This is a genomic window from Hydrogenophaga sp. T66, from assembly GCF_057219855.1.
Map to the genome: position 1 here is coordinate 1,406,871 of NZ_JBXVVX010000001.1, position 24,980 is coordinate 1,431,850.

General features: G+C 69.6%; 23 protein-coding genes and 1 riboswitch. Of the genes, 16 read left to right on the forward strand and 7 right to left on the reverse strand.

Annotated features, from left to right (window positions below; genetic code table 11):
* Positions 1–124: 124 nt before the first annotated feature.
* Positions 125–562 carry a DNA polymerase III subunit chi gene (locus AC2D80_RS06520; RefSeq protein WP_484632160.1) on the reverse strand — a complete coding sequence of 146 codons (438 nt, stop codon included), beginning with the start codon at positions 560–562 and terminating at the stop codon, positions 125–127.
* A gap of 3 nt (positions 563–565) precedes the next feature.
* Complete coding sequence (locus AC2D80_RS06525; protein ID WP_484632161.1) at positions 566–2,050, reverse strand: leucyl aminopeptidase; 1,485 nt, start codon at positions 2,048–2,050, stop codon at positions 566–568.
* Positions 2,051–2,075: 25 nt separating this feature from the next.
* On the opposite strand from AC2D80_RS06525, the gene lptF reads away from it, so the two are divergent.
* Genes lptF through AC2D80_RS06550 form a run of 5 tightly spaced genes read left to right on the forward strand, consistent with a single transcriptional unit; the run spans position 2,076 to position 6,801 of the window.
* Positions 2,076–3,176, forward strand: coding sequence for an LPS export ABC transporter permease LptF (lptF, locus tag AC2D80_RS06530; RefSeq protein ID WP_484632162.1), 1,101 nt, complete (start codon positions 2,076–2,078; stop codon positions 3,174–3,176).
* Positions 3,173–4,288: an LPS export ABC transporter permease LptG gene (gene lptG, locus AC2D80_RS06535; protein ID WP_484632163.1), complete on the forward strand. Its 1,116-nt coding sequence runs from the start codon at positions 3,173–3,175 to the stop codon at positions 4,286–4,288. The genes lptF and lptG overlap by 4 nt, the downstream gene beginning before the upstream one ends.
* A 3-nt stretch (positions 4,289–4,291) precedes the next feature.
* Positions 4,292–4,657: a sirohydrochlorin chelatase gene (locus AC2D80_RS06540; RefSeq protein ID WP_484632164.1), complete on the forward strand. Its 366-nt coding sequence runs from the start codon at positions 4,292–4,294 to the stop codon at positions 4,655–4,657.
* On the forward strand, positions 4,654–5,598 hold the full coding sequence (locus AC2D80_RS06545) for a CysB family HTH-type transcriptional regulator (protein WP_484632165.1): 945 nt from the start codon (positions 4,654–4,656) through the stop codon (positions 5,596–5,598). The genes AC2D80_RS06540 and AC2D80_RS06545 overlap by 4 nt, the downstream gene beginning before the upstream one ends.
* An 18-nt stretch (positions 5,599–5,616) precedes the next feature.
* Positions 5,617–6,801, forward strand: coding sequence for a pyridoxal phosphate-dependent aminotransferase (locus tag AC2D80_RS06550; protein WP_484632166.1), 1,185 nt, complete (start codon positions 5,617–5,619; stop codon positions 6,799–6,801).
* A gap of 24 nt (positions 6,802–6,825) precedes the next feature.
* Here AC2D80_RS06550 and AC2D80_RS06555 read toward each other — a convergent pair whose 3' ends face one another.
* Both AC2D80_RS06555 and hrpA read right to left on the reverse strand, forming a co-directional pair.
* On the reverse strand, positions 6,826–7,542 hold the full coding sequence (locus AC2D80_RS06555; RefSeq protein ID WP_484632167.1) for a twin-arginine translocation signal domain-containing protein: 717 nt from the start codon (positions 7,540–7,542) through the stop codon (positions 6,826–6,828).
* A gap of 133 nt (positions 7,543–7,675) precedes the next feature.
* Entirely contained in the window at positions 7,676–11,614 is a 3,939-nt protein-coding gene (hrpA, locus tag AC2D80_RS06560; RefSeq protein ID WP_484632168.1) for an ATP-dependent RNA helicase HrpA, read from the reverse strand.
* A gap of 72 nt (positions 11,615–11,686) precedes the next feature.
* Here hrpA and argA point away from each other — a divergent pair, with 72 nt between their 5' ends.
* Positions 11,687–13,024, forward strand: coding sequence for an amino-acid N-acetyltransferase (gene argA / locus AC2D80_RS06565; RefSeq protein WP_484632169.1), 1,338 nt, complete (start codon positions 11,687–11,689; stop codon positions 13,022–13,024).
* 91 nt (positions 13,025–13,115) lie between these two features.
* Here argA and AC2D80_RS06570 read toward each other — a convergent pair whose 3' ends face one another.
* Positions 13,116–13,625 carry a disulfide bond formation protein B gene (locus AC2D80_RS06570; protein ID WP_484632170.1) on the reverse strand — a complete coding sequence of 170 codons (510 nt, stop codon included), beginning with the start codon at positions 13,623–13,625 and terminating at the stop codon, positions 13,116–13,118.
* 13 nt (positions 13,626–13,638) lie between these two features.
* Positions 13,639–14,409 (reverse strand): ferredoxin--NADP reductase, encoded by a 771-nt coding sequence (locus AC2D80_RS06575; protein WP_484632171.1) that lies wholly within the window; start codon positions 14,407–14,409, stop codon positions 13,639–13,641.
* Between the two features lie 277 nt (positions 14,410–14,686).
* On the opposite strand from AC2D80_RS06575, the gene AC2D80_RS06580 reads away from it, so the two are divergent.
* Complete coding sequence (locus tag AC2D80_RS06580; RefSeq protein ID WP_484632172.1) at positions 14,687–14,962, forward strand: oxidative damage protection protein; 276 nt, start codon at positions 14,687–14,689, stop codon at positions 14,960–14,962.
* 16 nt (positions 14,963–14,978) lie between these two features.
* Positions 14,979–16,100, forward strand: a complete 1,122-nt coding sequence (locus AC2D80_RS06585; protein ID WP_484632173.1) for an FAD-dependent oxidoreductase — start codon at positions 14,979–14,981, stop codon at positions 16,098–16,100.
* Between the two features lie 36 nt (positions 16,101–16,136).
* Here AC2D80_RS06585 and AC2D80_RS06590 read toward each other — a convergent pair whose 3' ends face one another.
* Positions 16,137–16,952, reverse strand: a complete 816-nt coding sequence (locus AC2D80_RS06590) for a hypothetical protein (protein WP_484632174.1) — start codon at positions 16,950–16,952, stop codon at positions 16,137–16,139.
* A gap of 197 nt (positions 16,953–17,149) precedes the next feature.
* On the opposite strand from AC2D80_RS06590, the gene AC2D80_RS06595 reads away from it, so the two are divergent.
* From AC2D80_RS06595 to AC2D80_RS06630, 8 genes are all read left to right on the forward strand, one after another.
* On the forward strand, positions 17,150–17,941 hold the full coding sequence (locus AC2D80_RS06595) for a sulfite exporter TauE/SafE family protein (RefSeq protein ID WP_484632175.1): 792 nt from the start codon (positions 17,150–17,152) through the stop codon (positions 17,939–17,941).
* Between the two features lie 27 nt (positions 17,942–17,968).
* Positions 17,969–19,750: a nitrite/sulfite reductase gene (locus tag AC2D80_RS06600; protein ID WP_484632176.1), complete on the forward strand. Its 1,782-nt coding sequence runs from the start codon at positions 17,969–17,971 to the stop codon at positions 19,748–19,750.
* A gap of 10 nt (positions 19,751–19,760) precedes the next feature.
* Complete coding sequence (locus tag AC2D80_RS06605; protein ID WP_484632177.1) at positions 19,761–20,171, forward strand: DUF934 domain-containing protein; 411 nt, start codon at positions 19,761–19,763, stop codon at positions 20,169–20,171.
* Complete coding sequence (locus AC2D80_RS06610) at positions 20,168–20,932, forward strand: phosphoadenylyl-sulfate reductase (protein WP_484632178.1); 765 nt, start codon at positions 20,168–20,170, stop codon at positions 20,930–20,932. Before AC2D80_RS06605 ends, AC2D80_RS06610 begins: the two co-directional genes overlap by 4 nt.
* On the forward strand, positions 20,929–21,882 hold the full coding sequence (gene cysD, locus AC2D80_RS06615) for a sulfate adenylyltransferase subunit CysD (protein ID WP_484632179.1): 954 nt from the start codon (positions 20,929–20,931) through the stop codon (positions 21,880–21,882). Before AC2D80_RS06610 ends, cysD begins: the two co-directional genes overlap by 4 nt.
* A 122-nt stretch (positions 21,883–22,004) precedes the next feature.
* Positions 22,005–23,324, forward strand: coding sequence for a sulfate adenylyltransferase subunit 1 (locus AC2D80_RS06620; RefSeq protein ID WP_484632180.1), 1,320 nt, complete (start codon positions 22,005–22,007; stop codon positions 23,322–23,324).
* 61 nt (positions 23,325–23,385) lie between these two features.
* Entirely contained in the window at positions 23,386–23,715 is a 330-nt protein-coding gene (gene fdxA, locus AC2D80_RS06625) for a ferredoxin FdxA (RefSeq protein WP_484632181.1), read from the forward strand.
* Positions 23,716–23,720: 5 nt separating this feature from the next.
* Positions 23,721–24,761: an NAD(P)/FAD-dependent oxidoreductase gene (locus AC2D80_RS06630; protein ID WP_484632182.1), complete on the forward strand. Its 1,041-nt coding sequence runs from the start codon at positions 23,721–23,723 to the stop codon at positions 24,759–24,761.
* A 106-nt stretch (positions 24,762–24,867) separates the two neighbouring features.
* Positions 24,868–24,970, forward strand: a riboswitch (TPP riboswitch).
* The last annotated feature ends 10 nt before the right edge of the window (positions 24,971–24,980 follow it).

Genomic DNA, 24,980 nt, shown 5'->3' on the forward strand with positions numbered 1-24,980 from the left:
TACTCCAAAAAACCAAGCCTTCCGGGGGATACGGCCCCGTGTTCGCCCGGACCAAGGGTTTTCCTCAAGGGCAGGATCAATACCGCGAATGAGGCATAAGCACGGCGCGTGCCGGCCTCGCGCATCAGGCCCCGGCGTTGGTTTTCAGGTCGTGGCGCAGCGGCTCGATGCCCTGCGCTTTGTAGGCACGCCAGCGCTCGCGCGCCGCCGCCCGGTCGGCGTCATCCAGCGTGACGACCTCGATGACCCGCTCGAAGCGCTCGTGCCCGGGTGGCACGCCGGGCGCGAGGTTGACCAGCACCTCATGCTGCCCGGGCTGCGGCTCCCCGGGGTCGAGGTGGATAGGAGAACGCAGGCGCACCGCCGGCGGATCGCCGGGCACGCTGTGCGGCAGAAACTCGCCGGGCGATTGCACCCACAGTGCCTGATCCAAGGCCGTGAGCTCGTCCCCCACCACCCGCACCCACAAGCGCGCGCCCTTGTGGTGCGCCTTGCGCAGCAACCGGGCAGCGTACGCGACCCGATCCGGTGCGTTGAAGTGGAACGCGACCTCCACCGGCACGACTCAGCCCCGAGCGGTTCTGCCGCGCCGGGGTGCGGCCGGCGCCGCGGCCGCGGCGGTGTCCAGCAGGTACTGCACCAGCAGGGCCACCGGCCGGCCGGTGGCGCCCTTGGCAGCGCCGCCGCGCCACGCCGTGCCGGCAATGTCCAGGTGGGCCCAGGGCAGCTCGGTGGCAAAGCGCTGCAGGAACTTCGCGGCGGTCACCGAGCCCGCGGCGCGACCGGCGACGTTGGCCACATCGGCGAAGTTCGACTTCAGCCCCTCGGCGTACTCGTCATCCAGCGGCAGTCGCCAGCACAGGTCACCCGCCCGCTCGCCCGCGGCCATCAGGGCGTCAGCCAGTTCGTCGCGCGGGCTGAAAAGGCCGGTGCGCACCGCACCGAGGGCAATGACGCAGGCGCCGGTCAGCGTGGCAATGTCGATCACGCTGTGCGGCTTGAAGCGCTTGGCATAGGTCAGCGCATCGCACAGGATCAACCGCCCCTCGGCGTCGGTGTTGAGGATCTCGATGGTCTGACCGCTCATGCTGGTGACCACGTCGCCCGGCTTGACCGCACGACCGTCGGGCATGTTCTCGCAGGCGGGAATCAGGCCAACGACATTCACGGCCGGCTTGAGGTCGGCAAGTGCGGCGAAGGTACCCAACACACTGGCTGCACCGCTCATGTCGAACTTCATCTCGTCCATTTCGGGCGCAGGCTTGATCGAGATCCCGCCCGTGTCGAAGGTGATGCCTTTGCCGACGAGCACGACCGGCGCCTGCGACTTGGCCGCGCCCTGATATCGCAGCACGATGAAACGCAGCGGCTCCTCGGAGCCTTGGGCCACCGCGAGGAAAGCGCCCATACCCAGCGCCTGCACCTGCTTCGGCCCCAGCACCTCGACCGACAAGCCCGGGCGCTTGGCCAGCGCGCGCGCCGCCTCGGCCAGGTGGCTCGGCGTGGCGTGGTTGGCCGGGCGGTTGGCCCACTCCTTGGCCGTCTCCACACCCGCCACCAGCGCCCGGCCGGTGGCGAACGCGGCTTTCACCGCGGCGGCGTCGGGCACGCCCAGCGTCACTTTCTGCAGCGTCCGCGCTTTGGCGCTGGGCTTCGTGGTCGTGTAGACATAGCTGGACTCGGCCACCGCCTGCACGGCGGCCTGTACCGCCGCGGGCGACGCGGTGTCCCCGGCAAACACAAGCGCGAGGCGCCTGGTGCTGGGCTGGCGCAGAGCACCCACCCCCGCGGCCACCGCCTTGCGCACCGCCGCGGCGGTGTCCCCGGTTCGGGCCAGCACCACCCGCGGGGCCTTGACGCCGGCGGGGCGGTACAGCGCGAGCGTCGCGCCGGGGGTGGCTTCCAGGTCCTTGCTGCGGTGTGCGGTATCCACCAGAGAGGCCAGCGCGCCGGCGCCCTGCACGGGCTGCTCGGGCACCAGCACCAGCAGCGCATCGCCGCTCCACGTGGCCACGTCCGAGAGTCCAAGGGATTTGAGTTCGAAGTCCATAATCGTGCTTTCCGTTTCCCGATCGATGTTATTCCATTCGTCCATCCGCAAAGAGCTCGCGCGCAGCTTCGGGGCGACCCTGGTGGTGCTGTTCACCATCGTCATCACGATGCTGCTGATCCGCACGCTGGGCGCGGCCTCCAAGGGGAGCGTCAACCCGCAGGAGATCATGCTGGTGCTGGGCTACACGGTGATCGGCCGCATGCCCACGGTGCTCACGCTGGCGCTTTTCATTGCCATCGTGTTCACGCTCTCGCGCATGTATCGCGACAGCGAAATGATCATCTGGTTCGCCAGTGGCCGCTCGCTGGGGGGCTTTGTGGGGCCGGTGCTGCGCTTCGCGTGGCCGGTGCTGGCGGTGATCGCGCTGATGGTGTTTTTCGTGTGGCCGTGGGCCAACCAGCAGACCGGCGAACTGCGCGACCGGTTTGAGCGGCGCGGCGACCTCGAACGCGTGGCGCCCGGACAGTTTCAGGAGTCCTCCAGCGGGCGCCGCGTCTTCTTCATCGACAAGGACACCGCCGACGGCACCGTGGGCCGCAACGTGTTCATCGCCAGCACCGAACCCGACGGGCGCGAAACCGTGACCTCCGCCCGCTCGGGCCGCGTGGAGTGGGACGGGGACCGTCAGTGGCTCAAGCTCAACAACGGGCAACGCCTCGAATCGACCCCCGGCGAAGGCCTGCGGGTCAGCGAGTTCGACAGCTACACCACCCAGATCGGCGGCACGCCGGTCGGCGCCCGATCGGTGCAGGAACTCAAGGCCCGCCCCAGCTGGGTGCTGATGGGCGAGCCCAGCCGCGAGAACCTCGCCGAGCTGGGCTGGCGCGTGGGCATGGCGCTGACCGCCCTGAACTTTGTGCTGATCGCCCTGGCCACCACCACCGGCAACCCGCGGGCCGGGCGCGGCGGCAACCTCTTCTTCACCCTCTTCGCCTTCGTGTTCTATTACAACCTGCTCAACCTCGGCCAAAGCTGGATGGCCAGCGGCCTGGTCGGCTTCGTGCCGTTCATGGCGGGGCTGCACGGCGGGGTGCTCGTGCTCACGCTGCTGTGGCTGGCCAAGCGCCACCACAACCTGAGCCTGCGCAGCTGGCTGCGCAGCGCGGCGCGGAGGTCGGCATGAGAACGATCCGCCGGCTGATCTACGGCGAGGTGTTCGCCGCCGTGCTGTTTGTGTTGCTGGCCTTTCTGTCGCTGTTCTTTTTCTTCGACTTCGTCGACGAGCTGCCGGCGCTGGGCAAACCCTCCGCGCTGGACCCCTCGCTGATCTACGGCGTGCCCCACGCGCTGCTGTACGTGGCGCTGCTCACGCCCAGCCGGATCTACGAGCTGCTGCCCATTTCGGTGCTGATTGGCACCATCTTCGTGCTCGCGCGGCTGGCCCAGCATTCGGAATACACCATCCTGCGCACCAGCGGCCTGGGGCCGTGGCGCGCGTTGCGCACGCTGCTGGGTTTGGGTGCGCTGTTCGTGGCAGTGACGTTTGCCATCGGCGACTACATCGCGCCGTGGGCCGACAAGACCGGGCAACTGCTCAAGGCGCGCTACCAGGGCGCGATCAGCATTGGCCAGACCGGCGCGTGGCTGAAGGAAAAGCAGGACTACAGCAACTTTTCCGTCAACGTGGGCGCGCTGTCGCCACAGGGCGAGCTGTCGAACGTGCGGATCTTCGAGTTCAACAACCGGGGCTTCCTCGTCTCCACGCTGCACGCGCGCACCGGCCAGATCGAAAACGACGACAGCTGGACGCTGCGCGGCGTGGAGCGGCGCGAGTTTGAGGTGACCGAGGGCGTGACGCGCGTGGCGCGCAGCGCGCCCGAGACCTTCCGCTGGCCCAGCCAGCTCAACGCCGAAATGGTGTCGGTGGCGCTGCTGCGGCCCGACCGCATGCGCACCGCCGACCTGTTTGCCTACATCCGCCACCTGGAGGCCAACGGCCAGACCGCGCAGCGCTACCAGATCGAGTTCTGGCGCAAGGTGTTTTACCCGCTGTCCTGTCTGGTGATGGTGGTGCTCGCCCTGCCCTTTGCCTACCTGCATTTCCGCAGCGGCAGCATCACCGGCTACGTCTTCGGCGGCGTGATGGCCGGCATCAGCTTCTTTCTGCTCAACAACGTGTTCGGCTACATCGGCAACCTCAACCAGTGGCAGCCCTGGCTGGCCGCGGCTTCGCCGGCGCTGATCTATTCGGTCATTTCACTCGGGGCCTTCGGCTGGCTCGTCCTTCGGAGGTAAGTCATGCTGGGTGTGATCGTCTTTGCCCATGGATCGCGCGACCCGCTCTGGCGCGCGCCGGTCGAGGCCGTGGCGGCGCGCATCGCCGCGCGCGACCCGCAGGCCCGGGTGGCCTGCGCTTACCTGGAACTCACCGAGCCCGACCTCCCGGCGGCGGCGCAGGCGCTTGTGCTCTCGGGGGTCACGCGGGTTCGGGTGCTGCCGTTGTTCTTCGGCATGGGCAAACACGCCCGCGAAGACCTGCCGCAGCTGATGGCCGCGCTGCGCAACGAGCACCCCAGCGTGGTTTTTGAGCAGTTGCCTGCCGCTGGCGAAGACCCGCGCCTGACCGCGCTGCTGGCCGAGATTGCCCTGGAGGCGCCGCGATGAACCTTCATCAGTTCCGCTTTGTGCAGGAAGCGGTGCGCCGCAACCTGAACCTCACCGAAGCGGCCAAGGCGCTTCACACCTCGCAACCCGGTGTGTCCAAGGCGATCATCGAGCTGGAAGACGAGCTGGGGATTGAAATCTTTGCCCGCCACGGCAAGCGCATCAAGCGCGTGACCGAGCCTGGCCAGCAGGTGCTCAAAAGCATCGACGTCATCCTGCGCGAGGTGAACAACCTCAAGCGGATCGGCGAGCAGTATTCCGCCCAGGACAGCGGCACGCTGTCCATCGCCACCACCCACACCCAGGCGCGCTATGTGCTCCCCGGGCCGGTCGCGGCGCTGCGCCAAGCCTACCCCAAGGTCGGCATCAGTCTGCACCAGGGCTCGCCCGACCAGGTGGCCCGCATGCTCATCGACGAGGTGGCGGAGATCGGCATGGCCACCGAGTCGCTGGTGAACTACCCCGAACTCGTCACGCTGCCGGCCTATGAGTGGCAGCACGTGCTGGTGCTGCCCTTCGACCACCCGCTGGTCTCGCGCGAGCGGATCAGCCTGGACGATCTGGCGGCCTTGCCCCTGATCACCTATCACCCCAGTTTCACCGGCCGCACCCGCATCGACCAGGCCTTCGCGATGCGGCACCTGCAGCCCAACATCGTGCTCGAAGCGATCGATTCGGACGTCATCAAGACCTACGTGAAGCTGGGCATGGGCGTGGGCATCGTGGCCGAGATGGCCATGCAGGGTGACAACCAGACCCCCGACCTGGTGGCCCGCCCGGCGGCCCAGCTGTTTGGGCACAACCTGGCCCGTGTGGCCTTCAAGCGCGGCACCTACCTGCGGCACTTCGTGCTGCGCTTTGCCGAACTGCTCAGCCCACGCCTGTCGCGCGACCAGATCCACCGCGCCATGAACGGCACACCGGACGACTACGAACTCTGACCCCACCTGCGCCCCACGATGGACACGGTTGCCACCCCGCCCGCCACACCCGCCCTCGCCTCCCGCCTGCCGGCGGTGGGCACCACGATCTTCACCACCATGTCGGCGCTGGCCGCCGAGCACGGCGCGGTGAACCTGGGCCAGGGCTTCCCCGATTTCGGCTGCGACCCGCGCCTGCTCGACGCGGTGAACGAGGCGATGCGCGCCGGGCACAACCAGTACCCGCCGATGGCGGGCGTACCGGCGTTGCGCCAGGCCATGGCCGACAAGATGGCCGTCCTGTACGGCTGGCGCTGCGACCCGGCCACCGAGATCACCGTCACCGCCGGCGCCACCCAGGCCATCCTCACCGCGATCCTCGCGGTGGTGCACCCGGGCGACGAGGTGATCGTGCTGGAGCCTTGCTACGACAGCTACGTGCCCAACATCGAACTGGCCGGCGGCGTGGTGGTGCGCGTGCCGCTCACGCCCGGAACCTTCCGGCCGGACTTCAGCGCCATCGCCGCCGCCATGACGCCGCGCACGCGCGCGATCCTGATCAACAGCCCGCACAACCCCAGCGGCATGGTCTGGACCGCCGAGGAGATGCGGCAGCTGGAGGCGCTGCTCGCGCCCACCGATGTGCTGCTGATCAGCGACGAGGTGTACGAACACATGGTGTTCGACGGTCGCCGCCATGAGAGCGCGGCCCGCTACCCCGGTCTGGCTGCCCGCGCCTTCATCGTCAGCAGCTTCGGCAAGACCTACCACGTGACGGGCTGGAAAGTCGGCACGGTGGTGGCGCCGGCGCCGCTGACGGCCGAGTTCCGCAAGGTGCACCAGTTCAACGTGTTCACCGTGAACACCCCGATGCAGCATGCGCTGGCCGCCTACATGGCCGATCCGGCGCCCTACCGGGAACTCAGTGCCTTTTACGCCGCCAAGCGCGACCGCTTCCGCGCCGGCCTGACCCACACGCGCCTGCGCCTGCTGCCCTCGGAGGGCACGTATTTCCAGTGCGCCGACATCAGCGCGCTCGCGGTGCCCGAGCGCGAATTGCCGGACGGCGCGTTCTGCGAGTGGCTCACGCGCGAGGTGGGCGTGGCCGCGATCCCGCTGTCGGCGTTCTACGGCAACGGGTTCGACCAGCGCGTCATCCGCTTCTGTTTTGCCAAGCGCGACGACACGCTGGATGCCGCGCTGCAGCGGCTGGCGCGACTCTGACGGCCTTGCCCCGGCGCCGGTGGCTCAGCAGCGCACCGGGTTGCGGCAGAACTGGGCCAGCTCCTTCACCACGCTGCGGCCCTGCACCGCCCGCTTGGCGTTGGGGCCAACCTCCAGGCTCAGCTTCATCTCGTACTTCTTGAAGAAGTCGTCGAACAGCTCGCCGCCCAGCGTGCCGGTGGCCGTGAGCTGGTCGGTCTTCGCGTCGTGCTCCAGCAGCACGGCGCACAGCGGTTGTTCGGCCGGTCCGCCGAGCACCCGGGCGCCGCGGGCCGGGTCGTACTGGCTGTGATCGGCGCAGCAGTGGATGAGGTCGTCGCCCAGCGACGGCGTCTGCGGGTTGGCCACGCCGCCCTTGCGGAAGCTGATGAAGCTCAGCTCCTTGGTCGGGTAGACCAGCTTGTGGGCGCAGATGGCGGAGAACGCCACCAAGCTGCGCCGGGGTCCGACGCCGCCGGGCCAGCGGTAGGTCTGCTTGTCTCGGGTGACCAGGTCGGTGGGCTCGGCCGCCTTGCCCAGGTCGAGCAGGAACACCGGCGTGGCCTCGAACGGGTAATGGAAGACGTAGTTCACCTGCGGCTTCAGGCTTTTGGCCTTGAGCGGCTGCCCGAATTCGTCGGTCAGCAGCACGCGCCCGTAGCTGCGCGCCCTGGCTTCGGCGGCCCACGCCGGGTTGGCCAGCGTCGCCGCCAGCGCCCCCGCGCCCAGCCCGCAGACTTCCACAAACTCTCGTCGATCCATGCCCGTCATCTCCTCGTGGTGTCGGCCACCTGTGCGGCCCGCGCCGAGTGAAACCGATGGCTCCGCGGGTGTCAAACGCGGGGGGAAGAAGGCCGAGTCGGGCGACGGGATTAGGGGCTGGTGGGGCTGGCGGTCAGCTGTTGATCTGCGCCCAGCACTTGTCCAGCCGCTTCAGGCTCACCGGCTGCGGGGTACGCAGTTCCTGCGCAAAGAAGCTCACGCGCAACTCCTCCAGCAGCCAGCGCAGCTCCTGCAGCCGGGCGTCCTGCACGCCCTTGCGTTCGGCCACCAGCCGCCAGAAGCGCTGCTCTTGCGGGCGCAATTCGGCCAGCCGCGCGGCGTCTCGCGCGGGGTCGTTGCGCAGCTTGTCCAGCCGCAGCTGCACGGCCTTGAGGTAACGCGGCAGGTGCTGAAGCTGGGCGTAGGGCGTGTCGGTCAGGAAGCGGCGGCCGACCAGGCACTGCAACTGTTGCCCGATATCGGCCGCGACGTCGGCGGGCGGCCGCGCGTCCTTGAGCTTGCGCTGGGCGGCCGCAAACTCGGCCAGCACCGCGCCAGCGCTGCGCGCGATCTCGGCGGCGATCAGGTTGAGGCGGCCACGGCCGTCGGCCACGCGGCGCTCGAAGGCCGCGGCGTCGGTGGGCAACGGGTCCTGGAGGAACGCGCGGTCCAGCGACAGATCGATCAGCTGGGCGCGCAGCTCGTCCAGGGTGCCGCCGCCGCGGTCCTTATCCACGCCCAGGTAGGCGGCGCCCATGGCCTGCAGGCCGGGGATGTTTTTTTCCAGGTACTTCAGCGCGTCGCGGATTTGCAGCGCGCACAGGCGGCGCAGGCCCTCGCGGTGGCGCGCCTGCGCGACGTCCGGTTCGTCGAACACCTCCACCCGCACCGCGTCGCCGTCGTCGACGAGGGCGGGGAAGCCGATCAGCGTCTGACCGCCGCGGCGCACCTCCAGCAGCTCGGGCAGCGCGCCGAAGTCCCAGCGGGTGTGGCGCTGCGCGGCATCCACGGCGGGCGGACCAGCCGGCGCGGGCGCCGGTGCCGCCACACGCCGCGCCCCCGGGGCCGCGGGCGCGGCAGCGGGGGACGCGGCCGGCGCGGGCGCTGGTGTGGCCACCGCCTTCAGCGCGGCGAGCGCCTGGAAAGCACCGCGCGCCTGGGCACCCAGTTCGGCCTTGAGGGCCGGCAGGCTGCGACCCTGCCCGAGCTGGCGCCCGTGTTCGTCGACCACGCGCAGGTGCATGAACAGGTGGGGCGGCAGCTGGTCGACCTTGAGGTCGGCGCGCACCAGATCGAGTTGCGTGGCCGCCCTCACCTTCTTCAGCACGGCGTCGGTGAGGCTGCCGTGGCCAAACACCGCTTCTTCGGCCAGTTCCGCCGCCCACCGCTCCGCGGTGGCCGGCAGCGGCACGAGCCGCGAGCGCGGGCGCTGGTGCAGCGTCTTGAGCAGCGCGAGCACCTTGTCCTTGAGCATGCCGGGCACCAGCCACTCACACCGCTCCTCGTTGACCTGGTTGAGCGCGTAGATCGGCACGGTGACCGACAGCCCGTCGCGCGGATCGCCGGGCTCATGCAGGTACGCCGCGGCGCAGTCCACGCCGCCCAGGCGGACGACCCGCGGAAACGCCTGCGCCGTCACGCCCGCGGCCTCGTGGCGCATGAGCGCCTCTCGCGTGAGCCGCAGCAGCGCCGGGTTGCCCCGGGACGCTTCGGCATACCACCGCTCCATCGTCACGCCCGAGCACACCTGCGCCGGCACCTGCTCGTCGTACCAGGCAAAGATCACCTCGTCGTCCACCAGCACGTCCTGCCGGCGCGACTTGTGTTCCAGCTCCATCACCTCGCGCACCAGCCGCCGGTTGGCCGCCAGGAACGGCAGGCGCGTGTCCCACTCGCCCTGCACCAGCGCCTCCCGGATGAACAGGGCGCGCGCGCCGGCGGGATCGACCCGCGCGTAGTCGGTGCGGCGGTTGGCGTACAGCACCAGGCCATAGAGCGTGCCGCGCTCCAGCGCCGATACGCGCGCGGCCTTTTTCTCCCAGTGCGGGTCGAGCAGCTGCTTCTTGACCAGGTGGGCGCCCATGCGCTCAATCCAGGCGGGCTCGATGGTGGCGATGCCGCGGCCAAACAGGCGGGCGGTTTCCACCAGCTCGGCGCAGACGATCCAGCGACCGGGCTTCTTGCTGAGGTGCGCGCCCGGGTGGCGGTAGAACTTGATGCCGCGCGCGCCCAGGTACCAGTCCTCGGTCTCGCTCTTGAAGCCAACGTTGCCCAGCAGGCCAGCGAGCATGGCGCAGTGCAGCGCCTCGTAGCTGGCCGGCGAGCCGGTGCCGGCGCCCGGCGCCGCGGTGGCTTTCCAGCCGTGCTCGGCCACCACGGTGAGCAACTGGCTGTGCGTGTCTCGCCACTCGCGCACGCGCCGCACGTTGATGAACTGCTCGCGCAGCAGATTCTCGTACTGGCGGTGGCTGAGCTTGTGGTCCGTGCCGTGACCGCCGCGGCTGTCCTCCAGCCACTTCCACAGCTTGAGCGTGCCGACGAATTCGCTGCGCTCGTCGTCGAACTTGGCGTGTGCCTGATCCGCCTGCGCCTGCTTGTCGATCGGACGATCGCGCACGTCCTGCACGCTCAGCGCCGACGCAATGACCAGCACCTCGTCAAGCGCGCCCAGCTCGCGGGCGGCCAGGATCATGCGCCCCACCCGCGGGTCCAGCGGCCAGCGCGCCAGCGCCTGGCCGATCGGCGTGAGCTCGTTGGCGTCGTCCACCGCGCCCAGCTCGGCCAGCAACTGGTAGCCGTCGGCGATCGCCCGGCGCTGCGGCGCGTCCACAAAGGCAAACTCCTCGACCGGCCCGAGCCGCAGCGACTTCATCCGCAGGATCACGCCCGCGAGCGAACTGCGCAGGATCTCGGGGTCGGTGAAGCGCGGACGGGCGGCGAAGTCGGCCTCGTCGTAGAGACGGATGCAGATGCCGTCGGCCACGCGGCCGCAGCGACCGGCGCGCTGGTTGGCCGCGGCCTGGCTGATCGGCTCGATCATCAACTGCTCGACCTTCTGGCGGAAGCTGTAGCGCTTCACGCGCGCGGTGCCGGCGTCGATCACGTAGCGGATGCCCGGCACGGTAAGCGAGGTTTCAGCCACGTTGGTGGCCAGCACGATGCGGCGCTGGCCGTGGGGCTGGAAGATGCGGTCCTGCTCGGCCTGGGACAGGCGGGCGAACAGGGGCAGGACCTCGGCGTCGCGGTGCAGCGGTTGGTGGGCCAGGTGCTTGCGCAGGTGGTCGGCGGCCTCGCGGATCTCGCGCTCGCCGGGCAGGAAGACGAGCACGTCCCCACCCTGTCCCCCCCGCCACAGTTCGTCCACGCCCTCGGCAATCGCGTGGTTCAGGTCGTGGTCGCGCGTCTCCTCGAACGGGCGCCAGCGCACCTCCACCGGGTAGGTGCGGCCCGACACCATGAGTACCGGCGCTTTCCCCCGGGCCGATGCAAAGTACTCGGCAAAGCGGTCGGCGTCGATGGTAGCCGAGGTGACGATCACCTTCAGGTCGGGTCGGCGCGGCAGCAGCTGGCGCAGGTAGCCCAGCAGAAAGTCGATGTTGAGGCTGCGTTCGTGCGCCTCGTCGATGATGATCGTGTCGTAGGCCCGCAGATCGGGGTCGGTCTGCGTCTCGGCCAGCAGGATGCCGTCGGTCATCAGCTTGACCGAGGCACCCGCAGACAACCGGTCCTGGAAGCGCACCTTGTAGCCCACCACCTCACCCAGCGGCGTACGCAACTCCTCGGCGATGCGCTTGGCCACGCTGCTGGCGGCAATTCGCCGCGGCTGGGTGTGGCCGATCAGACGACCGCGCTCGCCCGGCTTGGCGTGCAGCCGACCGCGACCCATGGCCAGCGCGATTTTGGGCAGCTGCGTGGTTTTGCCCGAACCGGTTTCGCCGCAGACGATGACGACCTGGTGGTCGCGGATGGCCGCCTCGATCTCGTGGCGGCGGCCGCACACCGGCAGGTGATCGGGAAACTCAAGGTGGATCGGCGTGTCGGGCAAGGCGGGGACTTCGGTCAAAATCGGCAAGCCGCGGATTATCCCGCGCCGTTCCCTGCGCCATCCCCTGTGCCGTACTCGGCGCCGATTTCGCCCCCGCCCATGTCCAACGTTTTCAATTTCACCTTTGTGCCGTGGTTCCGCTCGGTGGCGCCCTACATCCACAAGCACCGGGGCGACACGCTGGTGGTGGGCATCGCGGGTGAGGCCATCGCCGCCGGCAAGCTGCCCCTGATCGTGCAGGACCTGGCGCTGATCCAGAGCATGGGCGCCAAGATCGTGCTGGTGCACGGCTTCCGGCCGCAGGTGAACGAACAGCTGCGTCTGAAGGGCCACGAAGCGCGCTACTCGCACGGCATGCGCATCACCGACCCGGTGGCGCTGGACTGCGCCCAGGAGGCGGCCGGTCAGTTGCGCTACGAGATCGAGGCGGCCTTCAGCCAGGGCCTGCCCAACACCCCCATGGCGGGGGCCACGGTGCGCGTCATTTCCGGCAACTTCATCTCGGCGCGCCCGGTCGGTCTCATCGACGGCGTGGACTTCATGCACTCCGGGCTGGTGCGCAAGGTCGACACCGACGGTATCCAGCGCACCCTCGACATGGGCGCGCTGGTGCTGCTGTCGCCTTTCGGCTTTTCACCCACTGGCGAAGCCTTCAACCTCACCATGGAAGACGTGGCCACCTCGGTGGCGGTGGCGCTGCAGGCGGAGAAGCTGATGTTCCTGACCGAGGTGCCTGGCATCCGCGTCGACGCCGCCGATCCGAACAGCGACATCGACACCGAACTGCCGCTGGCCGACGCCCGGCGTCTGCTGGTCTCGCTGCCCAAGGCCGAGCAGCCCACCGACACCGGCTTCTACCTGCAGCACTGCATCCGCGCGTGCGAGGGTGGCGTCGAGCGCAGCCACATCCTGCCCTTCTCGGTGGACGGGGCCTTGCTGCTGGAGATCTATACCCACGATGGCATCGGCACCATGGTCGTGGACGAAAAGCTGGAAAGCGTGCGCGAAGCCACCAGCGACGACGTCAGCGGCATCGTGGCGCTGATCGAGCCCTACGAAAAGGATGGCACGCTGGTCAAACGCGACCGCACCGAGATCGAGCGCGACGCCGGCTACTACACCATCATCGAGCACGACGGCGTGATCTTCGGCTGCGCCGCGCTGTACCCGTACCCCGACGAGCGCACCGGCGAAATGGCGGCGCTCACCGTGTCGCCCCAGTCGCAGGGCCAGGGTGACGGCGAGCGGCTGCTCAAGCGCATCGAGGCGCGCGCCAAGGCCCAGGGCCTGCAGAGCATTTTCGTGCTCACCACGCGCACCATGCACTGGTTCATCAAGCGGGGGTTCGTGCAGGTCAGCGCCGACTGGTTGCCCGAGGCGCGCAAGCGCAAGTACAACTGGGACCGCCGCAGCCAGGTCCTGGTCAAGAAACTCTGAAGCACCCCCGCCGCGCTTCGCGCTACCCCCTCCGGGGGCGCCACCGGCGGCCCGGCGAAGCCGGTTCCACGGTGCCTCGCGACAGGACCCCTCAGGTCTTGCGACGGGTCAGCAGAAGACTGATCGCCAGCAGCGTGAAGGCCACGAACCACAGGAACGACCAGTTCGCAATCGTCAGGCCGAGGAAGCTCCAGTCGACCTTGGAGCAATCGCCGCTGCCGCGGAAGATCATGGGGATCGCGCGGCCGAGCGGAAAGGCCTCGATCATGCCGAAGAAGTCGCGGCCGCAGGTCAGGATTTCCGGCGGGTACCACTGCAGCCAGCTCTGCCGCGCCGCGGTGAAGGCGCCAAATCCCGCGAACAGGCCCAGCGCGCCGACCACCACCGCGCGAGCACGGGCTCCCGCGAGCGCCGCCCCCAGACCGGCGAGCACCGCCACCAGGATCAGCGCATAACGCTGCACGATGCACATCGGGCATGGCTCCAGGCCGACCACGTGCTGCAGCACCATGCCAAAAGCCAGCAGCGCCACGCTGGCGGCGGCGATCAGGGCCAGCACGGCCCGGGGACGGTCACTCAACCAGGTGGTCACAGCGTTCATGATGGGCTTGGAGTCAGCTGACGAACGCGCGTTCAATGACAAAGTCGCCCGGCGTGGTGGTGTTGCCCTCCTTGAAGCCGAGCTTCTCGCACAGGGCCTTGAGGTCGCGCAGCATCTCGGGGCTGCCGCAGATCATCACGCGGTCCTCCGCCGGGTTCAGCGGCGGCACGCCGAGGTCTTTGGCGATCACGCCATCGGCCAGCAGCTGCGGAATCCGGCCCTGGTGCACGAACGGTTCGCGGGTGACGGTCGGGTAATACAGCAGCTTCTGGCGCACGAGCTCGCCCAGAAACTCGTCCTGCTTGAGCTGTTCGCTGATCAGGTCGCGGTAGGCCAGCTCCTTGACCTGCCGCACACCGTGGATCAGCACCACCTGCTCGAATCGCTCGTAGGTTTCCGGGTCGCGGATGATGCTCATGAAAGGCGCCAGCCCGGTGCCGGTGCCCAGCAGGTAGAGGCGCTTGGCCGGCAGCAGGTAGTCGATCAGCAGCGTGCCGGTGGGTTTCTTGCCGACGATGATCGTGTCGCCGACCTGGATGTGCTGCAGGCGCGAGGTGAGCGGGCCGTCTTGCACCTTGATGCTCAGGAACTCGAGGTGCTCGGCCCAGTTCGGGCTGACGATGGAGTAGGCGCGCAGCAGCGGCTTGCCGTCCACGCGCAGGCCGATCATGGTGAAGTGGCCGTTGGAAAAACGCAGCGAGGTGTCGCGCGTGGTGGTGAAGCTGAAGAGCCGATCGGTCCAGTGGTGAACGCTGAGCACGCGCTCTTCGAGAAATGCACTCATGAAGGGTCCTGCGAAAGCAATCCGCTATTGTAAAAAGCCGCCGCGCCGGGGCCGCTGCCGGCCCCCAGCGCGACCCTGACGCTGCCCGGGGCGTCCGAGGCTTGGTACAGTCCCGGGCGTTCCAGTCTGCGTGGGTGGCCCACGCCGCGCCAGCGGCGAAGCCGCGCATCATGCCGACAACACCTCATTCCGGGAACAACACTTTTCTTTGGGCCGATATAAATCAGGCCATATAAAAGTCCCCTTCAACGCGCCCGCAAGAACCACGAGAACCCCCATGGCACGCACCGTTCACTGCATCAAACTGGGCCGCGAGGCCGAAGGCCTGGATTTCCCGCCCTACCCGGGCGAACTGGGCAAGAAGATCTGGGAAAACGTCAGCAAGGAGGCCTGGGCGGCCTGGCTGAAGCACCAGACGATGCTGCTCAATGAAAACCGGCTGAACCTGGCCGACGCCCGGGCCCGCCAGTACCTGGCGCGGCAGATGGAAAAGCACTTTTTCGGCGAAGGCGCGGACGCAGCGGCCGGCTACGTGCCGCCGACGCAGGGCTGAGGCCCGAGCGCAGCGCGTGAGCGCCACGCCCTCCTCCGGGCGCCACGCCCTGGTGATTGGCGCTGGCCTGGCGGGGGCCGCGGTGGCCCATGCCCTGGCCCGGCGCGGCTGGCGGGTCACGCTGCTCGACGCCGCCAGCGGGCCGGCCGCCGCGGCATCCGCCCTGCCGGTGGGCATGCTCAGCCCCCACCACACCCGATCGCCCACGCCGCTGTCGCGCCTGACCGCGCTGGGCGTCCCGCTGACCCGTGCCGAGCTGCAGCGTCTGGTAGCGCCCGGTCACGGCTGGTGCCCGACCGAGGTCGACAACCTCGACCACGACCCCGGACGACACGAGGCCGCTCTGGTCCGCCCGGGCGCGCTCGTTCGCGCGTGGCTGGCCGAAGCCACGGCCCTGGGCCGCCTGGAGGCCCGCTGGGGCCAGCTCGTGAGCGAATTGACGCACCACGACGCCGGCGGGTGGACCGCCCGCGGCCCCCAGGGCGAGCCGCTGGTCTCGGCCCCCGTCGCCGTCGTGGCGGCGGCGCTGGGCAGCCGCGACCTGCTGAAGGCCGCCGCGCTGCCGCTGCGCCCCGTGCGGGGCCAGATGAGCCTGGGCGACGCGGCCCACGCCGATGCGCCGACCGCCGATCGCCCCCAGCGCCGCGATGGGGTCTTCGTGCCGGCGTACCGGGACGCCGGGCTGCCGGCCTGGCCCGCCGGTCTGTGGAGCGTGGGGTCGACCTTCGAGCGGGGCGCCACCAATACCGCGGTCCGGGACAGCGACCACGCCCTCAACCGCGAGCGCCTGCAGGCCATCGACGCCCGCGCGGCCGCGGCCTTCGACCTCACCTGGGCCGCCGGAGGTGTGGCGGGCTGGGCCCAGGTGCGCTGCGCCTCGCTGGACCGACTGCCCTTGGTGGGTGCCGCGCCGGCCTTGGCGGCCGGCGACCCCCGCGCGCCGCTGGACGCGTGGCCCCGCGCACGGGGCTTGTACCTCCTGACCGCGCTCGGCTCGCGGGGACTGTCGCTGGCGGCGTGGTGCGGCCAGCGGCTGGCCGAGGCCATCGATGGCGAGCCGGTGCAGGCACCGCAGGACCTGTGGCGGGCACTGGACCCGGCGCGGTTTGCGTGGCGCGCACGGCGCCGCGCGGGCTGAGGCCGCGCCGTCACCCGGCGCGCCCACCGCGTCTGTTCAAAGCAGGTCGAGCCAGCGCGACACCTCGGGCGGCTGCAGCGGGCGCGGCAACAAGGCGCCGATGCCGTGGCGCGCCGCGTCGCGCCGCAGCCGTCGCCGTCGCCACCAGCCGCCCAGCGGGCCCGCCAGTTCGCTCACCGCCAGCGTGAGCGCCTGCGGTTGGCTGCGCACGAAATGCCCGATGAGCCCCCAGCTGTCGAGGCCGGCCGCGTCGAGGTTGAAGATGCCGCAGCAGTACTGATGGTCCGTGATCAGGGCGTGGGCGGTCGCCATGTCGTGTGCCACGTCCATGGCCGGCACAGCCGCCAGGGCCAGCCGGGTCTTGAGATACACCGCCTCATCGGCCGAGGCGCCCACCACCAGCGCCCGGCGCGCCACGACGATGGCGCCGCTGAGGTCCAGGTCGAGGCCGGGGCCCAAGGGGGCGGGTTCGGTGATGTCCAGATCCAGCAGGCCGGAGTCGACCCGGTGGGCGGCGAACACCGCGTCCAGGTCCTGCAGCAAGGCGGCCCAGTCAATCGGGCGTTGCTGCACACGCCAGGCGTGGTGGGGCGGGTCGTCGCCGATCCAGATCAGGCGCTGGCCGGGCGGCAGCGTCTCGCGCACCTGCACCATCACCGCCTCGGCACTGTCGCCGTCCACCAGCAGCACCGGGGCCTCGCCCAGCGGGGGCGTCACGCCGGGGGCGCTCAGGGGCATCCAGGGGGCGTAGGTCAGGTCGCGCTCCTGAGACAGCCGGAAGATCGTGTTCAGCGCGTGCCTTTCCACGTCGGAAAAGCCCACCACGCTCACACCAATCACCGTCTGTTGCATGGGGCGCAATGGTAAGCGCACTCACGACGGCTGCCGGGCGGCGGCCCGGGCATTTCATGGCGGGGCCGTGGCTTTCGGCACGCCGGCGGGGCGCATCCGTGGGCGGGGTCCGGCGGCTCTTTATATGCCTCATGAGATATAGCAGCATGAGAAAAAAATCGTTCGCGATATAAAAGGTGCCGCCTACAGTCGCGGCCATGCCCGATTTCCCGCTCATCCTGGCCGGCTTTGCCGTGGGCCTGATCGTCGGCCTCACCGGCGTGGGCGGTGGGTCGCTGATGACGCCCATCCTGATCTTTTTCTTTGGGGTGAAGCCTTACCTGGCCGTGGGCACCGACCTGCTGTTCGCCGCCGTGACCAAGGCCGGCGGCACCCTGACCCTGGCCCGGCAGCGCCTCGTCCCTTGGCGCGTGGTGGCCCAGCTGAGCGCCGGCAGCCTGCCGGCAGCGGCGATCACCCTGCTGATGCTGCACCGCGTGGGGCCCGCTTCGCCGGCGGTGCAATCGGTCATGACCGGCACGCTGGGCGTGGCACTGCTGCTGACCGCCGCGGCCATGCTGTACAAGGCGGTGCGCGGCCGGCAGCTGCCGCGCCACCTGGCCCAGGGCGACCTGGCCGAGGCCAGCCGCGCCCGCCATCCGGCGCTGCCGGTCCTGTTCGGCGCGGTGATCGGCGCGCTGGTCACGCTCACCTCGGTGGGCGCCGGTGCCATCGGCGTGTCGGTGTTGCTGCTGCTTTTCCCGCTGCTGCCCCTGCCGCGCATCGTGGCCGCCGACATCGCCTACGCGGTGCCGCTCACCCTGGTCGCCGGTCTGGGCCATGCGAGCCTGGGCTCGGTCGACTGGCGCCTGCTCGGCCTGCTGCTGTGCGGCTCGCTGCCGGGCATCTGGCTCGGCGCCCGCCTGATGCGCCACACGCCCGAGCGGCTCGTCCGATCCCTGCTCTCGATGTTGCTGGCCTACGCCGGTCTGAAGCTCATCGCCGCCTGAGCCCCCCCTTTTTTCGCTGAACCTGCCATGTACCAGTACACCGATTTCGACCGCCACTTCGTGCAGTGGCGCGCCCACCAGTTCCGTGACCAGCTGACCCGCTGGCAGGCCGGCGAGCTCAGCGCCGACGCCTTCAAGCCGCTGCGCCTGCAGAACGGCTGGTACATCCAGCGCTTCGCGCCGATGCTGCGCGTGGCCGTGCCTTACGGCGAGATCAGCAGTGCCCAGCTGCGCGCGCTCGCCGTGGTCGCCCGCGACTTCGACCACAAGGAGGACCACGACACGAGCCAGGCCAATGCCGGCTTGAGCGACGTGCCCAGCCTGCCCGACCGCACCGCGCACTTCACCACGCGGCAAAACGTCCAGTTCAACTGGATTCCGATCCACCGCGCGGCCGACGTCATGGACCTGCTGGCCAGCGTCAACCTGCACGGCATCCAGACCAGCGGCAACTGCATCCGCAACATCACCACCGACGCGCTGGCCGGCATTGCGGTCGACGAGGTCGCCGATCCGCGGCCGTTCGCCGAAATCCTGCGCCAATGGAGCACGCTGCACCCCGAATTCGCGTTCCTGCCGCGCAAGTTCAAGGTCGCCATCACCGGCGCCCGCGAGGACCGTGCCGCCACCGCCTGGCACGATGTCGGCCTGCGCCTCGTGCGCGACGACGCGGGCGCCCTCGGGTTTGAGGTCCGCGTGGGCGGCGGCATGGGCCGCACGCCCCTGATCGGCGCCGTGATCCGCCCGTTCCTGCCGTGGAACCAGCTGTTGAACTACCTCGAGGCGGTGGTGCGCGCCTACAACCGCTTCGGCCGCCGCGACAACCTGTACAAGGCCCGCATCAAGATCCTGGTGAAAGCCGAGGGCCAGGCCTTCACCGACGCGGTCGAAGCCGAATACCGCGACATCGTCGAGCGCGATGGCGCCCCCCACACCATCACCGACGCCGAGCTTGCCCGCGTGAGCGCCTGTTTCGAGCCGCCGGCGCTGGCCTGCGACCGCCAGAGCGCCGACGCCAAGATCGCCCACATCCTCAAGGCCGCGGCCGAGGACGATGTGGAGTTCGGCCGCTGGATCACGCGCAACGTCCATCCGCACCGCAACCCCGACCTGCGCGCGGTGACGCTCTCCTTCAAGCGCCTCGGCCAGGCCCCCGGCGATGCGACCGCCGACCAGCTGGAGCGCGCCGCCGACCTGGCGGACCGCTTCTCCGGCGGCGAGGCCCGCGTCACCCACGACCAGAACCTGCTGCTGCCCTGGGTGCGTTGCGACCAGTTGCCCGAGCTGTGGCGCGAAGCCCGGCGCCTGGGTCTGGCCAAGCCCAACATCGGCCTGCTCACCGACATGATCGCCTGCCCCGGCGGCGACTTCTGCGACCTCGCCAACGCCCGCTCGCTGCCGATTGCCCAGGCGGTGCTCGCGCGCTACACCGACCTCGACGAACTGCACGACATCGGCGAGATCGACCTGCACATGAGCGGCTGCATCAACAGCTGCGGCCACCACCACAGCGGCCACATCGGCATCCTGGGCGTCGACAAGGACGGGCAGGAGTGGTACCAGGTCACGCTCGGCGGCTCCGATGGCTCCGCGCTGTCCGGCGAGCCGCAGCCGGGCAAGGTGATCGGCCCCTCGTTCGCCGCCAGCGAGGTGGCCGACGTCATTGAGGCCCTGCTCGACACCTACCGCGCCCAGCGCGAGGGAGGGGAAACCTTCCTCGCCACGCTGCGCCGTGTCGGCGCCGATCCGTTCAAGGCCGCGGCCAACGCCCAGCGCACCGCGACCGCCCGCCCCACCGAAACCGCCTGAGGAGCCCGCCATGACCGAACCGACCCTGCGGCTGCACCGGGCCGACCAGTTCACCGCGCCGGAAAGCCCCGAACGCCGCGTCGCCCTGCCCAACGACGCCGACCCGCGCGAGGCCGACCTGCGCGGCATCGACGCCGTGGAACTGCACTTTCCCAAATTCACCGACGGCCGCGCCTTCAGCCAGGCCTTCCTGCTGCGCCGCCGCCTGGGTTTCACCGGGATCATCCGCGCCACCGGCGACGTGCTGGTGGACCAGCTGGTGCAGATGCAGCGCAGCGGCTTCACCGACGCCGTGTTGCGCGACGACCAGTCGCTGGCACACGCCGAACGCCTCCTGGCCAGCGCGCCGGCGTTCTACCAGGGCGACGCGGTGCAGCCCGCCCCGCGCTTCGTCTCCCGCTCCCGGGAGGTGACCGCATGAGCGCCATCGACCTCTACAACCGCCCCGGTGCGGACTTTGACGCCAAAGTTGCGCGCGCGGTCGCGCTGTTGCGCGAACAGGCCGCGCGACTGCCCCGCCTCACGCAGGCCTCCAGCCTGGGCGCCGAAGACATGGTGGTCACCCACCTGATCCATCTCGCCGGCATTGACGCCAGCGTGTTCGTGCTGGAAACCGGCAAGCTGCACGCGGAAACGCTCGCGCTGATCCCCGCGATCGAAGCGCGCTACGGCCGTGCCGTGCGGGTGTTTCGTCCGGTCCAGGAGGCCGTGGTTCACTTCGTGCGCACCCATGGTGACGACGCCATGTACCGCAGCATCGAGCTGCGCAAAGCCTGCTGCGATCTGCGCAAGATGGAGCCGCTGGCGCGCGCCCTGGACGGCCACGACGGCTGGATCACCGGCCTGCGCCGCGAGCAGTCCCACGCGCGCGCCGAGGTGGCCGAGGTGGTGCAGGAGCCGCAGCGCGCCAAGATCAGCCCCCTGGTGGACTGGACCTGGGGCGACGTGTGGCATTTCATCGCACAACACCAGCTGCCCTACAACGCCCTGCACGACCGCTTCTTCCCCAGCATTGGCTGTGAACCCTGCACCCGCGCCATCAGCGTCGGCGAAGACTTCCGCGCCGGTCGCTGGTGGTGGGAGCAGGAGAGCGCCAAGGAGTGCGGGCTGCACGTGCAACCCACCGATGCCGCCGCGGGCGTGACGCCCCTCGTGTCTTCCCTCGAACGGAGTGCCGCATGAACGCACGCACCGACAGCGCCGCGCTGCAAGCCGCGCTGGACCAGCCCCACCACCTCAGCAACGCCCACCTCGACGCGCTGGAGGAAGAAACCATCTTCATCCTGCGCGAAGTGGCCGCGGCCTTCGAGCGTCCCGCGCTGCTGTTCTCCGGCGGCAAGGATTCGCTGGTCATGCTCAAGTGCGCGGAAAAGGCCTTTGGCATCGGCCGCCTGCCTTACCCGCTGCTGATGATCGACACCGGCCACAACTTTCCCGAGGTGACCGATTTCCGGGACCAGCGGGCGCGTGAACTGGGCGCGGAACTGATCGTGCGCAGCGTGGAAGACTCGATGGCGCGCGGCACCGTGCGCCTCGCCCATCCGGGCGAAAGCCGCAACGTGCACCAGTCGGTCACGCTGCTGGAAGCGATCGAGGAATTCCGCTTCGACGCCCTGATCGGGGGCGCCCGCCGCGACGAGGAAAAGGCCCGCGCCAAAGAGCGCATCTTTTCCCACCGTGACAGCTTCGGCCAGTGGCAGCCCAAAGACCAGCGCCCGGAGTTGTGGACGCTGTTCAACACCCGCCTGCAGCCCGGCGAACACTTCCGCGTGTTCCCGATCAGCAATTGGACCGAACTCGACGTGTGGCAGTACATCGCCCGCGAAAACGTCGGCCTGCCCTCGATCTACTACACCCACCGCCGCCCGGTGGTGGACCGCCGCGGCCTGCTGGTGCCGGTGACCGAACTGACCCCGCCGCGCGCCGGCGAAAAGGTTGAACTGCGCGACGTGCGCTTCCGCACCGTGGGCGACATCACCTGCACCTGCCCGGTGGAGAGCACCGCGGCCACGCCACAGGACATCGTCATCGAGACGCTGGCGGCCGAGGTCAGCGAGCGGGGCGCCACGCGCATGGACGACAAAACCAGCGACGCGTCCATGGAGAAGCGCAAGAAAGACGGGTACTTTTGACGCCCCCCCGCGCCGCGCCTGCGGAGCGTCTCCCCCCCCCCCACTGGAGGGCAGCGCCGACGGACCGGCAGAGCCGGATCCGTGGCGCCACTGGATGCAGACACCTCACTCAGCGATTTCTCATGAACACCACCACCACCGTTCGGGCTGAGCCTGTCGATGCCCTCTCACAAAACACCCGCAGCGCGCTGCGCCTGATCACTTGCGGCAGCGTCGACGACGGCAAGAGCACCTTGATCGGGCGCCTGCTGGTTGACAGCAAGGCCGTGCTGCAGGACCACCTGGCCGGCGTGCAGCGCCAGGGCCAGACCGATCTGGCCCTGCTGACCGATGGCCTGTCGGCCGAGCGCGAGCAAGGCATCACCATCGACGTGGCCTACCGCTACTTCAGCACCGAAACCCGCAAGTTCATCATCGGTGACGCCCCGGGCCACGAGCAGTACACCCGCAACATGGTCACGGCGGCCAGCAGCGCCGACGCGGCCGTCGTGCTCGTGGACGCCACCAAGCTCAACTGGCGCGACCCCGCGCTGCCGCTGCTGCCGCAGACGCGTCGCCACAGCCTGCTGCTGCGGCTGCTGCGCGTGCCTTCGGTGATTTTTGCGGTCAACAAGCTCGACGCCGTGGACGACAGCGCCATGGCCTTCCGCCACATCAGTGCAGCCCTCTTGGCGTTCGCCCAACAGGCCGACATTGCGGTCAAGGCCACGGTGCCGGTCTCGGCGCTCAAAGGCTGGAACGTGGTGGATGGACCTGAGCAGACCGGCTGGTGCGGCTACGACGGACCCACCCTGCTGGCGATCCTGGAGCGGTTGCCGGTGACCCCGGCGGACACCGCCCTGCCCTTTGGCCTGCCGGTGCAATGGGTGGAGAAGTTCAGCGGATCGGCCGACACCTCGCAGGGCCGGCGCGTGTTCTGGGGCCGTGTGGCCAGCGGGCGCGTGGCACCGGGGCAGCGCGTGCGGGTGGCGCCGGGCGGGGCGACCGCCGTGGTGGCGCAGGTGCTGGACGCGGTACGCCGCCGTGGCGACGGCGTGGCCGGCCAGAGCGCGGGCATCGTGCTTGACCGCGAGGTCGATGTGTCGCGCGGTGATTGGCTGCTGGCCGACGACGCCGGCGACGCGCTGGAAGGTCGCCGCGAGCTGGACGCCACGGTGGCCTGGCTTGACGATGAGCCGCTGGTGCCCGGTCGCGTGTATTGGGCCTTGCACGGACACCGCTGGGTGAAGGCCAAGGTCAAGCGCGTGGTGCACCAGCTCGACATTCACACCCTGGAGGAGCGCGATGCGACCGCCCTGCCAGCCAACGCGATAGGCCATGTCGAGCTGGCCCTGCAGGAGCCCCTCGTGGTGCTCCCCTTTGCCCAGGCACGATCGCTCGGCGCCCTGGTGCTGGTGGACACCGCTACCCATCGAACCGCCGGGGCCGCTCTGGTGCGATGACCCGAAGACGTCCGCACAAACCCTAAAATCGCGGGATTCACCGCCCGCACCCCCTCACACCATGACCCACGTTGTCACCGAAGCCTGCATCCGCTGCAAATACACCGACTGCGTCGATGTCTGCCCCGTGGACTGCTTCCGCGAAGGCCCGAACTTCCTGACCATCGACCCGGACGAGTGCATCGACTGCGCGGTCTGCATCCCCGAATGCCCGGTGAGCGCGATCTACGCCGAAGAAGACCTTCCCAAGGACCAGCTGCATATGACCGAGCTCAACGCCGAGCTGGCCAAACTCAGCAGCTGGAAGCCCATCACCAAGCGCAAGGCGCCCCTGCCCGACGCGGACGACTGGAAAGACAAAACCGGCAAGCTCGACCAGCTGGTGCGTTGAGCGCCATGGCGGCGGCCCCGATCCCGACCGACGCGCTGGTCATCGGGGCCGGCCCGGTTGGCCTGTGGCAGGTCTTTCAGCTCGGGCTTCACGGCATCGCCTGCCAGGTGGTGGATGCGCTGCCCGAGCCGGGCGGCCAGCCGCAGGCGCTGTATCCCGACAAGCCGCTGTACGACATCCCGGGCCTGCCCCGATGCACCGGTCGTGAACTGACGCAGCGCCTGCTGCAACAAGTCAGCCCTTTCAAGCCGGGTTTCCATCTCGGCCATACCGTCACCAGCCTCGTCTCCCACGACGGTCGCTGGCGTGTTACCACGCGCGACGGCCAGGCCTGGGACGCCGCCAGTGTGATCATCGCTGGCGGTGTCGGCGCATTTGAACCCCGTGCGCTCAAGCTCGACGGTGTCGAGGCCATGGTCGGCCGGGACCTGCGTTACCACCTCCCGGCGCCCGGTGACTGGGACGGTCTGCACTGCGCCGTGCTCGGGGGCGATGCCGATGCGGTCACCGCCGCGCTGGATCTGGCCGCGCGCGCCGGTCCGCCGGTGACGCTGGTGCACCGCCGCGATGTGTTCGACGCCGAGCCCGACGCGCTGGCCGCGCTGCGGGAGCAGCGCGCCGCTGGCCGAATCGTGGCCGAGATCGGGCAACCCGTGGCGCTGCTGCAGGACGGCGGCCGGCTGCGCGGCCTGCAGCTTGCCCGCCCGGACGGGACCACCGACACGCTGGCCATGGACCGCCTGCTGGTGCGTCTGGGCCTGTCGCCCAAACTCGGCCCCATCACCGACTGGGGCCTGGCCATGGAGCGCAAGCTGCTGCCGGTGGACCCCGCGACCCTGCGCACCAGCGCCGACGGGGTGTACGCCGTGGGCGACATCAACCAGTACCCCGGCAAAAAGAAGCTCATCGTCTGCGGCTTTCACGAAGCGACCCTCGCCGCCTTCGACATCGCCGACCGGCTGCGCCCCCACGAACGCGGCCCGCTGCAATACACGACCAGCAGCCGCCTGCTCCAGCAGCGCCTGGGCGTGGCCGCACCCGACTGAGCGGGCCGGCCGCACGCGGGCCGGTCATCGTCAACCGGCGAAACCAGGCCTTCGGCACCCGCCGCTACAACCCGTCGTTACAATCACGCCCGTTTTCTCCGGAAAACAACTCCGCTGGGGGTGTTGCGGCCGTCACAGGCCGCGACTGAGACAGTCCCTTTGAACCTGATTGAGGTAATCCTCGCGCAGGGAAGCAACGCAGCCTGACCGCGTCCGCGG

What these genes read in the sequence shown, in the direction of transcription:
- AC2D80_RS06540 (WP_484632164.1), top strand. Translation starts at nt 4,292, where the DNA reads ATGCTGGGTGTGATCGTCTTTGCCCATGGATCGCGCGACCCGCTCTGG.
- fdxA (WP_484632181.1), top strand. Translation starts at nt 23,386, where the DNA reads ATGACCCACGTTGTCACCGAAGCCTGCATCCGCTGCAAATACACCGAC.
- AC2D80_RS06610 (WP_484632178.1), top strand. Translation starts at nt 20,168, where the DNA reads ATGAGCGCCATCGACCTCTACAACCGCCCCGGTGCGGACTTTGACGCC.
- AC2D80_RS06600 (WP_484632176.1), top strand. Translation starts at nt 17,969, where the DNA reads ATGTACCAGTACACCGATTTCGACCGCCACTTCGTGCAGTGGCGCGCC.
- AC2D80_RS06550 (WP_484632166.1), top strand. Translation starts at nt 5,617, where the DNA reads ATGGACACGGTTGCCACCCCGCCCGCCACACCCGCCCTCGCCTCCCGC.
- AC2D80_RS06580 (WP_484632172.1), top strand. Translation starts at nt 14,687, where the DNA reads ATGGCACGCACCGTTCACTGCATCAAACTGGGCCGCGAGGCCGAAGGC.
- lptG (WP_484632163.1), top strand. Translation starts at nt 3,173, where the DNA reads ATGAGAACGATCCGCCGGCTGATCTACGGCGAGGTGTTCGCCGCCGTG.
- argA (WP_484632169.1), top strand. Translation starts at nt 11,687, where the DNA reads ATGTCCAACGTTTTCAATTTCACCTTTGTGCCGTGGTTCCGCTCGGTG.
- AC2D80_RS06630 (WP_484632182.1), top strand. Translation starts at nt 23,721, where the DNA reads ATGGCGGCGGCCCCGATCCCGACCGACGCGCTGGTCATCGGGGCCGGC.
- AC2D80_RS06570 (WP_484632170.1), bottom strand. Translation starts at nt 13,625, where the DNA reads ATGAACGCTGTGACCACCTGGTTGAGTGACCGTCCCCGGGCCGTGCTG.
- cysD (WP_484632179.1), top strand. Translation starts at nt 20,929, where the DNA reads ATGAACGCACGCACCGACAGCGCCGCGCTGCAAGCCGCGCTGGACCAG.
- AC2D80_RS06575 (WP_484632171.1), bottom strand. Translation starts at nt 14,409, where the DNA reads ATGAGTGCATTTCTCGAAGAGCGCGTGCTCAGCGTTCACCACTGGACC.
- AC2D80_RS06525 (WP_484632161.1), bottom strand. Translation starts at nt 2,050, where the DNA reads ATGGACTTCGAACTCAAATCCCTTGGACTCTCGGACGTGGCCACGTGG.
- AC2D80_RS06620 (WP_484632180.1), top strand. Translation starts at nt 22,005, where the DNA reads ATGAACACCACCACCACCGTTCGGGCTGAGCCTGTCGATGCCCTCTCA.
- lptF (WP_484632162.1), top strand. Translation starts at nt 2,076, where the DNA reads ATGTTATTCCATTCGTCCATCCGCAAAGAGCTCGCGCGCAGCTTCGGG.
- AC2D80_RS06590 (WP_484632174.1), bottom strand. Translation starts at nt 16,952, where the DNA reads ATGCAACAGACGGTGATTGGTGTGAGCGTGGTGGGCTTTTCCGACGTG.
- AC2D80_RS06595 (WP_484632175.1), top strand. Translation starts at nt 17,150, where the DNA reads ATGCCCGATTTCCCGCTCATCCTGGCCGGCTTTGCCGTGGGCCTGATC.
- AC2D80_RS06545 (WP_484632165.1), top strand. Translation starts at nt 4,654, where the DNA reads ATGAACCTTCATCAGTTCCGCTTTGTGCAGGAAGCGGTGCGCCGCAAC.
- AC2D80_RS06605 (WP_484632177.1), top strand. Translation starts at nt 19,761, where the DNA reads ATGACCGAACCGACCCTGCGGCTGCACCGGGCCGACCAGTTCACCGCG.
- AC2D80_RS06555 (WP_484632167.1), bottom strand. Translation starts at nt 7,542, where the DNA reads ATGGATCGACGAGAGTTTGTGGAAGTCTGCGGGCTGGGCGCGGGGGCG.